Source organism: Pseudonocardia sp. Ae505_Ps2 (assembly GCF_001932425.1).
Classification (GTDB): Bacteria; Actinomycetota; Actinomycetes; order Mycobacteriales; family Pseudonocardiaceae; genus Pseudonocardia.
Genome location: NZ_MCIP01000001.1, coordinates 5938752 through 5951765, shown reverse-complemented (window position 1 = coordinate 5951765; position 13014 = coordinate 5938752). Strand labels below are relative to the sequence as shown.

Annotated in this window: 12 protein-coding genes; 5 read left to right on the top strand and 7 right to left on the bottom strand. The window is 74.4% G+C overall.

All coding sequences use genetic code 11. The annotated features are described in order from the left end of the window. Positions 1-22: 22 nt before the first annotated feature. Together Ae505Ps2_RS27785 and Ae505Ps2_RS27780 are read right to left on the bottom strand one after the other, a co-directional pair. Entirely contained in the window at positions 23-1036 is a 1014-nt protein-coding gene (locus Ae505Ps2_RS27785) for a phosphotransferase family protein (RefSeq protein WP_075310917.1), read from the bottom strand. Continuing rightward, positions 1033-2226, bottom strand: coding sequence for an acyl-CoA dehydrogenase family protein (locus Ae505Ps2_RS27780; RefSeq protein ID WP_075554134.1), 1194 nt, complete (start codon positions 2224-2226; stop codon positions 1033-1035). The genes Ae505Ps2_RS27785 and Ae505Ps2_RS27780 overlap by 4 nt, the downstream gene beginning before the upstream one ends. A 106-nt stretch (positions 2227-2332) precedes the next feature. Between Ae505Ps2_RS27780 and Ae505Ps2_RS27775 the strand changes: the two genes are divergently transcribed. After that, positions 2333-2917, top strand: a complete 585-nt coding sequence (locus Ae505Ps2_RS27775) for a TetR/AcrR family transcriptional regulator (protein WP_249265366.1) — start codon at positions 2333-2335, stop codon at positions 2915-2917. On the opposite strand, the gene Ae505Ps2_RS27770 is transcribed toward Ae505Ps2_RS27775, so the two are convergent. Together Ae505Ps2_RS27770 and Ae505Ps2_RS27765 are read right to left on the bottom strand one after the other, a co-directional pair. Further along, positions 2904-4133 carry an enoyl-CoA hydratase-related protein gene (locus Ae505Ps2_RS27770; protein ID WP_170917094.1) on the bottom strand — a complete coding sequence of 410 codons (1230 nt, stop codon included), beginning with the start codon at positions 4131-4133 and terminating at the stop codon, positions 2904-2906. The two genes, Ae505Ps2_RS27775 and Ae505Ps2_RS27770, sit on opposite strands and share 14 nt — an antisense overlap. Positions 4134-4147: 14 nt before the next feature. After that, positions 4148-4936 (bottom strand): enoyl-CoA hydratase-related protein, encoded by a 789-nt coding sequence (locus tag Ae505Ps2_RS27765; RefSeq protein ID WP_075310921.1) that lies wholly within the window; start codon positions 4934-4936, stop codon positions 4148-4150. A gap of 92 nt (positions 4937-5028) precedes the next feature. On the opposite strand from Ae505Ps2_RS27765, the gene Ae505Ps2_RS27760 reads away from it, so the two are divergent. The 3 genes from Ae505Ps2_RS27760 to Ae505Ps2_RS27750 are packed head-to-tail and all read left to right on the top strand — an operon-like array spanning position 5029 to position 8612. Then, a complete protein-coding gene (locus Ae505Ps2_RS27760; protein ID WP_043278107.1) occupies positions 5029-6270 on the top strand; it encodes an FAD-dependent oxidoreductase in 1242 nt (413 codons plus the stop codon). Positions 6271-6294: 24 nt separating this feature from the next. Beyond that, a complete protein-coding gene (locus Ae505Ps2_RS27755; RefSeq protein ID WP_020623741.1) occupies positions 6295-7446 on the top strand; it encodes an acetyl-CoA C-acetyltransferase in 1152 nt (383 codons plus the stop codon). Then, positions 7446-8612, top strand: a complete 1167-nt coding sequence (locus Ae505Ps2_RS27750; protein WP_075310923.1) for a thiolase family protein — start codon at positions 7446-7448, stop codon at positions 8610-8612. The genes Ae505Ps2_RS27755 and Ae505Ps2_RS27750 overlap by 1 nt, the downstream gene beginning before the upstream one ends. A 25-nt stretch (positions 8613-8637) precedes the next feature. Here the strand turns inward: Ae505Ps2_RS27750 and Ae505Ps2_RS27745 are convergent, their stop codons facing one another. Beyond that, positions 8638-9435 carry an enoyl-CoA hydratase-related protein gene (locus Ae505Ps2_RS27745; RefSeq protein ID WP_075310925.1) on the bottom strand — a complete coding sequence of 266 codons (798 nt, stop codon included), beginning with the start codon at positions 9433-9435 and terminating at the stop codon, positions 8638-8640. A gap of 48 nt (positions 9436-9483) precedes the next feature. On the opposite strand from Ae505Ps2_RS27745, the gene Ae505Ps2_RS27740 reads away from it, so the two are divergent. After that, positions 9484-10521 (top strand): MBL fold metallo-hydrolase, encoded by a 1038-nt coding sequence (locus Ae505Ps2_RS27740; RefSeq protein ID WP_075554133.1) that lies wholly within the window; start codon positions 9484-9486, stop codon positions 10519-10521. 127 nt (positions 10522-10648) lie between these two features. Here Ae505Ps2_RS27740 and Ae505Ps2_RS27735 read toward each other — a convergent pair whose 3' ends face one another. Beyond that, complete coding sequence (locus Ae505Ps2_RS27735) at positions 10649-11968, bottom strand: FAD-dependent oxidoreductase (protein ID WP_075310929.1); 1320 nt, start codon at positions 11966-11968, stop codon at positions 10649-10651. 56 nt (positions 11969-12024) lie between these two features. Then, positions 12025-12672, bottom strand: a complete 648-nt coding sequence (locus Ae505Ps2_RS27730; RefSeq protein ID WP_075310931.1) for a TetR family transcriptional regulator — start codon at positions 12670-12672, stop codon at positions 12025-12027. Between the last annotated feature and the right edge of the window lie 342 nt (positions 12673-13014).

Genomic DNA, 13014 nt, shown 5'->3' with positions numbered 1-13014 from the left:
GCCCGGCGCCCCCCCCGGCCGGTCAGGCGTGGACGGCGACCACCCCGGCCGCGGCCAGCGGTGCGGTCGCCTCGCCGACCGTCGCGAACCCCTCCCCGCGGGTGTCCCCGCGCAGGTGCCGGGCGTGGATGCCCTCGGCGATGACCGCGGCCTTGAGGTAGGCCAGCCCCCGGTGGAACGCCCAGTGGCGCACCGTCCGCCCGGACGCGACGGTGTAGCGCTCCACCAGCTCCGCGGTCGACGGCATGCGGGAGCTGGTCGAGGCCGCGGACCCGGCCAGCACCGGTGCGAACGTCGGGTCGCCGTAGACGGTGTGCAGCGCCAGGTCCGCCAGGGGGTCGCCGAGCGTGGCCATCTCCCAGTCGACGAGCGCGCGGATCGTGGCCGGGTGCCCGGCGTCGAGGATGGCGTTGTCGATGCGGAAGTCCCCGTGCACGACGGCGTGGTCGCTCTCGGCCGGGCAGGTGTCGTCGAGCAGGCGGTACAGGGTGTCGACGTCGGGGATCTCGCGGGTGGCGACGCGCTGCCACTGGCCGTACCAGCGCTCGACCTGGCGGCGCAGGTACCCGGCGGGGCGGCCCAGCTCGGCGAGCGGACCGGTGGTGACGTCCACGGCGTGCAGTGCGGCGAGGGTGTCGACCAGGGAGAACGCCACCGCGTGCACGGTGGGGTCGTCGAGGGCGGCGAGGTCGTCCTCGCTGCGTACGACGATCCCGTCGACGAACCCGGTGAGCGCGAACGGCACCCCGAGCACGCTGTCGTCGGCCAGCGCGACGGCCGGGGCGACCGGTACGCCGGTGCCCGCCAGGGCGGCGGTGACCCGGAACTCGCGGCCCATGTCGTGCGCCGACGGGGTCAGCGTGCCCAGCGGGGGGCGCCGCAGGATCCACACGTGGGTGCCGTCGGTGACCCGGTAGGTGAGGTTCGAGCGGCCGCCGGAGACCAGCTCGGCGGTGACCCCGCCGCGGTACCCGTCGACGTTCGCCCTCAGGAAGGTGTCGAGGGCGGCCAGGTCCAGGCCGTCGGGACCGCTCATCGGGCCTGTTCCCTGCGGTAGCGGCCCACGGTGCGCTTGGCGATCGACCAGCGGTGGGTCTCCGACGGGCCGTCGTAGATCCGGAACGGGCGCACCTCGCGCAGGAAGCGGCCCAGCAGCACGTCGCCGGACACCCCGCGTCCGCCGTTGAGCTGAAGTGACCGGTCCACGACGCGCCAGACGGCCTCGGCGGTGAAGGTCTTGGCGATCGACACCTGGCTGCCCGCCGGATTGCCGCGGTCGAGCTCCCAGCAGGCCTGCAGGATCAGCCCGCGCGAGGCGGCGATGTCGATCTCGTTGTCGGCGATCATGGCCTGGGCCATGCCGAGGTCGGCCAGCCGGGACCCGAACACCTCGCGCTCCGAGGCCCACGCCACCGCGATGTCCTGCGCACGCCGGGCGATCCCCAGCCAGCGCATGCAGTGGGTGAGCCGCGCCGGGCCGAGCCGCACCTGGGCGTAGCGGTAGCCCTGGTCGACCTCGCCGAGCACCGCGTCGTCCGGGACACGGCAGTCGGAGAACTCGACCTCCAGGTGTCCGCCGAACAGCGACTCGTCGAGCGTCGGGATGTTCCGGCCGACCTTCATCCCGGGGTTGTCGGCGTCGACCAGGAACATCGTCGCGCCGCCGCGGTCACCGGGCTCGCCGGTGGTGCGGGCCATGACGATGGCGAACGCGGCGCCGTCCGCGCCGGTGGTGAACCACTTGCGGCCGTCGATGCGCCAGCCGCCGTCGACCCGGGTAGCCGTGGTGGACAGGGCGTCGGGGTCCGAGCCCGCGCCGGGGGCGGGCTCGGTCATCGCGAAGCAGGACCGGACGTCGCCGGCGGCCAGCGGGGCGAGGTAGCGCTCCTTCTGCTCCTCGCTCGCGATCCGCTCCAGCATGTGCACGTTGCCCTCGTCGGGGGCGGCGATGTTGAGCGCGATCGGTCCGAGCAGCGAGTACCCGGCCTCCTCGAACACCGCGGCGCGGGCGCGCATGTCCAGGCCGTGCCCGCCGAGCTCCGGCGACGCGTGCGGGGCGAACACCCCCGCGGCGCGGGCGGCGTCCTGCAGCTGCACCCGGGCCTCCTCGGAGGGCAGGACACCGCCGTGGGTCTCCTCGACCGGGATCACCACCTCCCGGATGAAGCGTGCGGTGCGCTCCGCGAGGTCGCGGACGTCCGCGTCCTGGGCGAGGTCGACGGCCATGTCTCCTCCATCGGCTAATGAGTGTTAGCCACCTTCTAGCAGGTTCGAGGCAGGTGAGTACAGCGCAGGGAGCCTCATGTCACAGGTCGGCTATAGACTGCTAGCCGTGCGGGGCGACGAGATCCGGTCGGCGGCGCTGGCGGAGTTCGCCCGTCGCGGCTACGAGGCGACGACGATGGCCGACATCGGCGCGGCGGTCGGCATCCGCGGCCCGAGTCTCTACAAGCACGTCCGCTCCAAGCAGGAGCTGCTCGCCTCGGTCATCGACGCGACCATGCGCGCCCTGCTGGCCGAGCACGACGCCGCGGTCGCCGGGGTCGCCGACCCGGCCGAGCGGCTGCGCCGCGCGGTCGAGGCCCACGTGCGGTTCCACGCCCGCAACCGCCTGGAGGCCTTCGTCGGCAACCGGGAGCTGCGCAGCCTGACCGAGCCGCACCGGTCCGAGGTGCTCGGGCTGCGTGCCGACTACGAGCGGCGCTTCCGCCGCCTGATCACCGACGGGGTCGAGGCGGGCGTGTTCTCGGTGGCCTCGCCGCAGCTGGCCTCGTACGCGATCCTGGACCAGGGGATGGGCGTCGCGGTGTGGTTCCGCGACGACGCGGGCCCGGCCGAGAACGAGGTCGCCTGGCAGCTCGCGGAGTTCGCGCTGCGCCTCGTCGGAGCCGGGCCCGGGCCGGTCAGGAGCCCGTGAAGCGGGGCTGCCTGCGCTCGGCGAGGGCCCGCGTCCCCTCCAGCAGGTCGTGGCTGCGCCCGGCCTCGACCACCGAGCGCTGCTCCTCGGCGAGGTGGGTGTGCAGGTCGGACTCGCTGCTGCGGCACAGCAGCCGGCGCACCGCGCCGAACGCCTGTGTCGGGCCGTCCGCGATCGTCGTCGCGTACTCCCGCGCCACCGCGTCGACCTCGGCGGCGGGCACCACCCGGGTCACCAGGCCCCACTCCAGGGCCTCGGCCGCGGTGAGCCGGCGCCCGGTCAGGAACAGCTCCTGGGCGCGGCGCAGCCCGACCAGCCGCGGCAGGGTCCAGGAGAGCCCGCCGTCGGCGGTGAGCCCGATGCCGCCGTAGGCGGTGGTGAACACGGCGTCCTCGGCGGCGACGACGACGTCCGCGGCGCACACCAGTGCCAGGCCCATCCCGGCTGCGGCGCCGTGCACCGCCGCGACCACCGGCGCGTCCATCGTGGACAGGCGTTCGACGGTGGGGTGGAACAGGTCGGTGACCTCGCGCAGGACCCGGGGGAGCTCCTCGGGGGCGCAGCCGGTGAACAGCTCGACGTCGCCGCCGACGCAGAACACCCGGTCCCCGCCGGTGAGCACCACGGCCCGCACCGCGGGGTCGGCGGCGACGGCGTCCACGGCCCGGGCGAACTCGGCTCCCAGTGTCCGGTCGACCGCGTTGTGCCGGTCCGGACGGTTCAGCCGCAGGGTGCCGACGCCGTCGGCGACCCGCACGTCGAGGGTGGTGTACGGCGGCGCGGCGGCGGCCCAGCGGGCGGTGTCGGTGAGCTGTTCGAGCCGGGTCAGCCGGCCGCCGGCGACGGTGACGACGTGGGTGAACGCCGCCTCCAGCTCGGCGCCGCCGCGCCGCCCGCGGCCCCGGTAGTGCCCGGAGACCAGCAGCCGGCCGTCGGCGAGCGCGTCGATCCGGTCGGGCTCGGCGCGGGCGGCGAAGTGTCGTCCGATGCCGCCCCAGCCGTCGCGCCGCATCGCCTCGGCGCCGCGGTGCTCGCCGCCCACGTCGCCCGGCATCCCCGCGGCGAGCACGCCGACGAAGTCGGGGTCGAGGATCGCGTCGAGGGTGTCCCGGTCGCCGTCGGCGAGCGCGGTGTAGAGGCGCCGGACCACGGCCTCGGCGTCGGTTCCGGTGCCGCTGTCGGTGTGGGTGTCGGTGGTGACGGTGGTGGTGTCCACGGTGTGCTCCTGGGTCATCGGCCGTCGAACTTCGGGGCGCGGCGCTCGGTGAACGCGATGACGCCCTCGCGGACGTCGGCCCGCCCCGCGCCGGCCGTCATCAGCCGGTACTCGGCGAGCAGGCCGTCGGCGTGGGTGCGGTCGTCGCTGTCGCGCAGCAGCTGCTTGATCCCGCCGTAGGCCCAGGTCGGGCCGTCGGCGAACTCCTCGGCGATGGTCCGGGCAACGGTCTCGACCTCGTCGCCGGGCACGACCTGCGACACCAGCCCCCACTCCAGCGCCTGCTCGGCGCCGACCGGGGTGGAGCGCAGCATGAGCTGCTGGGCGCGGCGCATCCCGACCAGCCGCGGCAGGTACCAGGTGCTGCCGCCGTCGCCGGTCATGCCGAGCTTGGTGAACCCCGTGGCGAGCTTCACGTCATCGGCGGCGACGACCACGTCGGCACCCCACACCAGCCCCAGCCCGCCGCCGCCGACGCCGCCGCGCACGGCCGCGACGACCGGGACCGGCAGCGCGGAGAGCCTGCGCAGCGTCGAGCCGTGCCACGTGTCGATCATCGAGTCCAGCTGGGCGGGCAGGTCGTCCACCCGGCTGCGGAAGAACCCCAGGTCGCCGCCGACGCAGAAGGCCGGACCGGCGGCGGTGAGCAGCACGCTGCGCACGGTCTCGTCGGCCTCGACGGCGCGGACGGCGGCGTCGATCGCCTCCACCATCGCGGGGTCGATCGCGTTGCCCCGGTCCCGGGTCAGCCTGATCTCGGCGAGTCCTCCGGTGACCCGGTGGATGGCCCTGTCCTCGTGCATCGCGTCCTCCCGAACGGCGGCCCCGGCGTTGACGTCGAATCTGGCATAAGTTTATTCTCGATTCAAATCTGGTCGACGAAAGGGTGCCTGCGATGTCACCGAGTCCCGGTCCCCGCCTCGTGGTCGTCGGGGCGTCCCTGGCCGGTCTGCGGGCCGCCGAGGCCGCCCGCGACGCCGGGCACACCGGCCCGGTGACCCTCGTCGGTGCCGAGGCGCACCTGCCCTACGACCGGCCCCCGCTGTCGAAGGCGTTCCTGGACGACCCCGAGGCGCCGGACGTGCGGTTCCGGACCGAGGAGCACCTGCGTGACGAGCTCGGCGTGGACCTCGTCCTCGGCGAGCCGGCGACCGGCCTGGACGCCGACGCCCGCGAGGTCGTCGTCGGCGACCGCCGGATCGGCTACGACGCACTCGTCGTCGCCACCGGGGCCCGCGCCCGCACGCTGCCCGGGGACCTGGCCGGGGTGCACACGCTGCGCACCCTCGACGACGCGCGGGCCGTGCGCGCCGCGCTGGACGCGGGCGCCCGCACCGTGGTCGTCGGGGCCGGGTTCATCGGGTCCGAGGTCGCGTCCGGTGCCCGCAAGCGCGGCCTGCCCGCCACCATCGTCGAGGCGCTGCCGGTCCCGCTGGTCCGCGCGGTCGGCGAGCAGATGGGCGCGGCGCTGTCACGGCTGCACGAGACCAACGGCACCGACCTGCGCTGCGGCGTCGGCGTCGACGGGCTGGAGGGCGACGGCCGGGTCACCGGTGTCCGGCTCGCCGACGGCACCGTGCTGCCCGCCGACCTCGTGGTCGCCGGGATCGGCGCCACCCCCGACACCGGCTGGCTGGAGGGCTCCGGGGTCGGCCTGGACAACGGGATCCTCGCCGACGAGACCCTACGGACCGACCTGCCGGGGGTGTACGCCGCCGGCGACGTCGTGAACTGGGTCAACCCGCTGTTCTCCGAGCTGCCGACCGGCGGCCGCATGCGGATCGAGCACTGGACCAGCGCCGCGGAGCAGGGCGCCCGCGCCGCCCGCAACGCCCTCGACCCGGACGCGGCCCGGCCCTACGAGACCGTGCCCTACTTCTGGTCGGACTGGTACGGCAGCCGCATCCAGTTCGTCGGCGTCCCGCGCGCGGACGAGATCCGGGTCGTCTCCGGCTCCCCGGAGGACGGCCGGTTCGTGGCGCTCTACCGGACCGGCGACCGGCTGACCGGCGCGCTGACGCTCGAGCGCCGCGCCGACGTCATGAAGTACCGCGTCCGCATCGGACGCCGCACGAGCTGGACGGACGCACTCGCGTTCGCCGAGGAACGCAACGCCGCGGCCGTCGCCGCGCGCTGAGACGCGACGCAGGAAGAGGAACTCATGGGCGAGGCCTACATCGTCGACGCCGTCCGGGCCCCGGTCGGCCGCCGCAAGGGCGGACTGGCCGCCGTGCACCCCGCGGACCTCGGGGCGCACCCGATCCGGGCCCTGGTGGAGCGCACCGGGGTCGACCCGGCGGCGATCGACGACGTCGTCTACGGCTGCATCGACGCCATCGGCGCCCAGGCCGGGGACATCGCGCGCACCGCGGCGCTGGTCGCCGGGCTGCCGGAGTCGGTGCCGGGCACGACCGTGGACCGCCAGTGCGGCTCCAGCCAGCAGGCCGTGTCCTTCGCCGCGCAGGCGGTCATGGCGGGCACCCAGGACCTGGTGATCGCCGGCGGCGTGCAGATCATGTCGCAGTACCCCATCCTGTGCTCGTTCTCCGTCGGCGAGCCGTTCGGCGCGACCGACCCGTGGACCGGCAGCGTCGGCTGGGAGAAGCGCTACGGCACCCAGGAGATCAGCCAGTTCCGCAGCGCGGAGATGATCGCCGAGAAGTGGAACCTGTCCCGCGAGGACATGGAGGTCTTCGCGCTGGAGAGCCACCACCGCGCGCTGCGCGCCATCTCCGAGGGCCGCTTCGAGCGGGAGATCGTGCCGTTCGGCGAGGTCGGCACGGACGAGGGCCCGCGCGCGGACACCTCGCTGGAGAAGCTCGCCGGCCTCAAGACCCTCACCGAGGGCGGCCGGCTGACCGCCGGCGTGTCCAGCCAGGTCTCCGACGGCACCGCGGCACTGCTCATCGCGTCGGAGTCGGCGGTGCGCGACCACGGGCTGACCCCGCGGGCGCGGATCCACCACGTGTCGGTGCGCGGTGCCGACCCGGTCTGGATGCTGACCGCGCCGATCCCGGCGACCGAGTACGCGCTGCAGAAGACCGGTCTGACCATCGGCGACATCGACACCGTCGAGATCAACGAGGCCTTCGCCTCGGTCGTGCAGGCGTGGCTGGCCGAGACCGGCGCCGACCCGGAGAAGGTCAACCCCAACGGCGGCGCCATCGCGCTCGGCCACCCGCTCGGCGCCACCGGCGCCCGGCTGATGACGACCATGCTGCACGAGCTGGAGCGCACCGGCGGCCGCTACGGCCTGCAGACCATGTGCGAGGGCGGCGGCCAGGCCAACGTCACGATCATCGAGCGGCTCTGATGCGCACCGCCGTCGTCGTCGAGGCGATCCGCACCCCGGTCGGGAGAGGCAAGCCCGGCGGCGGGCTGTCGGGTGTGCACCCGGCCGACCTGCTCGCCGGTCAGCTCGCCGCGCTCGTCGAGCGGGCCGGGATCGACCCGGCGCTGGTCGAGGACGTGATCGTCGGCTGCGCCCAGCAGGTGGGGGAGCAGGCCGGCAACATCGGGCGCAACGCGGTGCTCGGCGCCGGGTTCCCCGAGTCCGTGCCCAGCACGACGCTCAACCGGCAGTGCGGGTCGAGCCAGCAGGCGGCGGCGTTCGCCGCCCAGGCCGTGCTGGCCGGCGTGCACGACGTGGTGATCGCCGCGGGCGTCGAGTCGATGAGCGCGGTGCCGATCGGCAGTGCCCGCGCCGGGATGGGGGAGCGGGCGTCCGCCCGGTACCCCGACGGTCTGGTCAACCAGGGCATCTCCGCCGAGCTGGTGGCGCAGCGCTGGAAGCTCGAGCGCGACGAGCTCGACGCCTACTCCGCCGAGTCGCACCGCCGCGCCGCGCGGACCTGGGCCGACGGCGGGTTCGACGCCGAGGTCGTCGCGGTGCCGGAGGCGCCAGGGCTGACCACCGACGAGACCGTCCGCGACACGACCACCGCCGAGGGCCTGGCCGGGCTGCGGCCGTCGTTCCGCACCGACGAGATGTCGGCGCGGTTCCCCGAGATCGACTGGCGGATCACGCCGGGCAACTCCTCCCCGCTGACCGACGGCGCGTCCGCCGTGCTGGTCATGAGCGAGGAGCGGGCGACGGCGCTCGGGCTGCGTCCGCGGGCCCGGTTCCACGCGTTCTCCGTCGTCGGCGACGACCCGCTGATGATGCTGACCGGCCCCATCCCGGCCACCCACGCGGTGCTGGCCCGCGCCGGTCTGTCCCTCGACGAGATCGACGCCTACGAGGTCAACGAGGCGTTCGCCCCGGTCCCGCTGGCCTGGGCACGCGAGTTCGGCGCGGACCCGGCCCGGCTCAACCCGCGGGGCGGGGCGATCGCGCTCGGGCACGCGCTCGGCTCCTCGGGCACCCGGCTCCTGGTGACGATGCTGCACCACCTGGAGGCCACCGGCGGCCGCTACGGGCTGCAGACGATGTGCGAGGCCGGAGGGATGGCCAACGCCACCGTCATCGAACGGCTGTGAGCGGCGGCGGGCCGTGTCCGGGGGATCAGCACCCCCGGAACACGGCCTGCCGCTTCTGTGCGAACGCGGCCCTGCCCTCGGCGTAGTCGTGGGTGGTGGCGTGCCGCTGCTGCAGGGTCGCCTCCAGCTCCAGCTGGTCGGCCAGGCGCCGCTGGGCGGCCGCCCCGAGGGCCTGTTTGGTGCTGGCCAGCGCGACGGTCGGCGCCTGGGCGAGGCGCCGGGCGAGTGCCTCGGCCTCGGCGTGCAGGCGCTCGCCGGGGTGCACCGCGTTCACCAGTCCCCAGCGGTGTGCGGTCTCGGCGGGCAGCCGGTCGCCGAGCATGCAGAGCTCCGCGGCGCGGGCGAGCCCGATCCGCTCGGCCAGGAACGCCGTGGTCCCGCCGTCGGGCATCACCCCGATCCGGACGAAGGCGAGCAGCAGGTAGGCGTCCTCGGCGGCCAGCAGCAGGTCGCAGGACAGGGCGAGGGACACCCCGAGCCCGGCGCAGGCGCCCTGCACCGCCCCGACGAACGGCTTCGGTGCCGCCCGCACCGCCAGCACGATGGGGTTGTAGATCTCGCGCAGCCGGGTCGACAGGTCCGGATCGCCCTCGGGGGTCGTCTCGCGCGGGTTCTTCACGTCGGCACCGGCGCAGAACGCCCGGCCGGCCCCGGTGACGAGCACCGCGCGGACCGCGTCGTCGGCCGACGCCCGACGCACGGCGTCGAGCAGCTCGGTGCCCATGGCGGGGGTCCAGGCGTTCAGGGCGTCGGGGCGGTGCAGCTCGATCCGGGCCAGTCCGTCGCCGGTCTCGTACCGCAGGTCCTCGTAGCGCGGGGTCACGTCCGCGAAACTACATTGAATCAGGATTAGAAAGAAGGAGGGGTCGATGTGACCGTGGAGCTCGCCGAGCAGGTGCAGGACTGGACCGAACCGGGGGCGCACCCCGTGCTGCCGGGGGTGCACCGGATCCCGCTGCCGTTGCCGCTGGACGGGCTGCGGGCGGTCAACGTCTACGTGCTCGACGGGCCGGACGGGCCGACCCTGGTCGACTCCGGCTGGGTCGACGCCGACGGCGACGCGCTGGAGGTCGGCCTGCGCGCCCTGGGGTACGCCCCGGCCGACGTCGCCCAGGTCGTCGTCACCCACGCCCACCACGACCACTACACCCAGGCCCTCGCGCTGCGCTCCGCCCACGGCACCCGGGTCGTGCTCGGCCGCGGGGAGGGGCCCTCGGTGGCGGCGCAGAGCGACCGCGCGGCCCACCCCGCGCCGCAGCCGGCCATGGTGGCCGCGGCAGGTGCGGCCGACCTGGCCCGGGACCTGGCCCGGCACGTCGCCGAGGTCGAGCGCGTCGACCTGGCGCCGTGGAGCATGCCCGACGCCTGGCTCGACGACGGCGACCTGGTCACCGCAGGCGAGGGCGAGCTGGAGGTGCGGGCGACCCCGGGGCACACCCGCGGGCACGTCGTGCTGCGCGACACCGCGCGCGGCGCGCTGTTCTCCGGGGACCACGTGCTGCCGCACATCACGCCGTCGATCGGCTACGAACGCGCCCCCGAGCCGATGCCGCTGCGCAGCTACCTGGACTCGCTGCGGCTGGTCCGCGACCTGCCCGACTCCCTGCTGCTGCCGGCCCACGGGCCGGTCACCCGCAGTGTGCACACCCGTGTCGACGAGCTGCTGGCCCACCACGAGCAGCGGCTGGCCGCCGCCGCGGCGCGGGTCGGGGCCGGGGACACGACGGCCTGGGCGGTCGCGTCCGCCCTGCCGTGGACCCGGCGGGAGCGGCACCTGTCGCAGCTGGAGACCGAGCACGCCGCGCTCGCGGTGCTGGAGATCGCCGCCCACCTCGACGTGCTGGTCGACGCGGGCGTGCTCGTCGCACACGACGGCGAGGACGGCGTACGCCGCTACGCCCCGTCCTGAGCGCCCCGTCCCGGCTGCCCCGTCCCGAACGCGCTGTCCTGAACGCACTGTCCCGAACGCACTGCGCGCCGCCACCCGGGGAGCAGGTGGCGGCGCGCCGGTGGGGGAGTGGCCGGGAGCGGCGGGGTCAGACCGCCGCGGTCAGCGGGTACTCCGCGAGGATCTTCTCGGTGACGAGCTTGGCGGTCTCGGCGCAGGCGGTGGTGCCGCCGTTGGCGTACTCCTTGACCCCGTCGCCGACGTTCCACAGGTTCGCGATCGGGGTGTCGTGGCCCAGGTCGTAGCCCGCGACCGCGCGCTGCGGGGGCCACCCGTCGCGCATGACCGCGACCGACAGGGTGCGGGCCCGGTCGAAGCCGGGGATCTGCTCGCGCAGGTCCGTGCGCAGCAGCTCGACCTCGGCATCGGCGTCGAAGTCGCCGACCGAGGGCTTGGGCACCGAGGCCGCGACGTAGAGGTTCCAGCCCTCCGGCGCCATCTCCGGGCAGGTGTCGGTGAAGTTGGCGACGTAGCAGAGCCGCTCGGACGTGGAGAACAGCAGCATGCCGGGCACGTCGACCAGGCGCTCGCGGCTGGCGAAGTTGAGCGCGATCATCGAGCACGGCCGGTCCTTGACCGCGACCTGCTCGCGGTAGTCCGCGGGGAGGTTCTCCGCGCCGAGCAGGCCCACGGTCGCGGCGGGCCCGGTGTCGCTCACGGCCACTCGGCAGGTGACCTCGACGCGCTCGCCGTCGCGCACGACGGTGGCACCGGTGACCCGGCCGTCGGCGAGGTGCAGCCGCTCGACCTCCGACGACAGCCACACCTGGCCGCCGTTGCCGATCACCGAGTTCGCCAGCGACTGCCAGACCCCGATCGTGCCGGCCGGGCAGAACCCGAACTTCTTGAACGCCGACTTGCGGGTGAAGTAGGTCAGGAACACCCGCGCGGGCAGCTCCTCGGACCCGACGGCGAACACCGAGGCGCACATGTTGCGGAACACGCCCTGCACGGCCGCGTTCTTCGAGTACCTGCCGACCCACTCCGCGGTGGACAGCTCGCTGCCGGGCAGTGCGTCGTCGTTCGTGCGGGCGGCGCCGATGCCCGAGAGCAGCTTCGCGCCCTGCCGGGTGAGCTGGGACAGCAGCATGCCCCAGCCGCCGCGGGTGACGTCGAGGTTCTTGCCGCCCACCCGGTAGAGCACCGGGACCTTCGGGGTGCGGATGTCGAACTCGGCGCCGACCTCGGCGAAGGTCTCCTCGGTGATGCCACCGACCTCGATGACGATCGCGCCGTCGTTGACGAGGAACCCGTCGATCTCGGTGGTGGACGCCCGCCCACCCACCTTGTCGAGCCGCTCCACGACGAGGGTGCGGTAGCCGGCACGGGCCAGCCGGGCGGCGGCGAACAGGCCACCGGCGCCGGCGCCCACCACGAGCGCGTCGAACGCGGTGTCGGACGTCTGCACGGGTCATCTCCTTCGGTCGACTCTTTAATCGAGAGTAAATTAATACGAAGCACGGGTCAACGGTCCGGCGAGAGCCCCTCGCGCACGATGGTCTGCGCGGTCGCCACGGTCCCTGCGAGGTCGCCGCGCTCGGGGCGCCACCACTCCGGGGCCCAGTTCAGCGCCCCCATCACCAGCATCCGGGCCGCCTGCGCGTCCAGGTCCGGATCCACCTCGCCGGCCTCGCGCGCGGAGTCCACCAGGCCCCGCCACAGTGCGCCGTAGCGGCGCTGGTCGCGGAGCTGGACGTCGCGGATGCCCGGCGGGAGCTGGGCGGCGTGCCGGATCGCGGCCGAGGCGTACTCCGAGTCCCGCAGCACGATCTCCAGGTGTGCGCGCACGGCGGTGGTGATGCGGTCCATCGGCGAGCTGTCCGGCGGCAGTGCGTCGAGCTCGCCGTGCACGTGCGCCATCACCCGGCGCAGTCCGACCTGCACCACCTCGGCGATGAGCTCGTCCCGCGAGGCGAAGTGGTAGTAGATCGCCGGGGCCTGCAGGCCGGCGATGGTGGCGATGTCGAGCAGCCGGGTCCCCGCGTAGCCGTTGCGGTTGAGCACCACCGCCGCCGCGTCCAGGATCCGCTCCCGGGTGGGCGCCGGGCGCGGGGCGGGGAGCTCCGCGGCGTCGCCCACCGTGGCTGGGTCCCGCTCCGGTGCGTCGGTCACGGTCGTCAGGCTACTATTTAATCGTAGTAAGAAAAAGTATCGGGAGGGTGCGGCATGGGTGGGACGCAGCGGGGGCCGCTGGCCGGGCGGACGGTCGTGGAGCTGGCCGGGACCGTTCGCCGGCATGGCACTGAGGTGTTCTCAGTAGCGGGGTGGCAGGTCGTGGCGACACGCCGAGGGTGGTGAGATGAGCGGGAACGGGGCAGGACCCCGGTAGATCGGTTCGGTCCAGCACAGATCGACACCGTCACCGAGGTCCTGCATGTCTGATCCTGTCACCTACACCGCTGTCCTCCCGATCGGGGAGCGCACCGTGGCCTATCTGGCGCGGCTCCTGGTCCT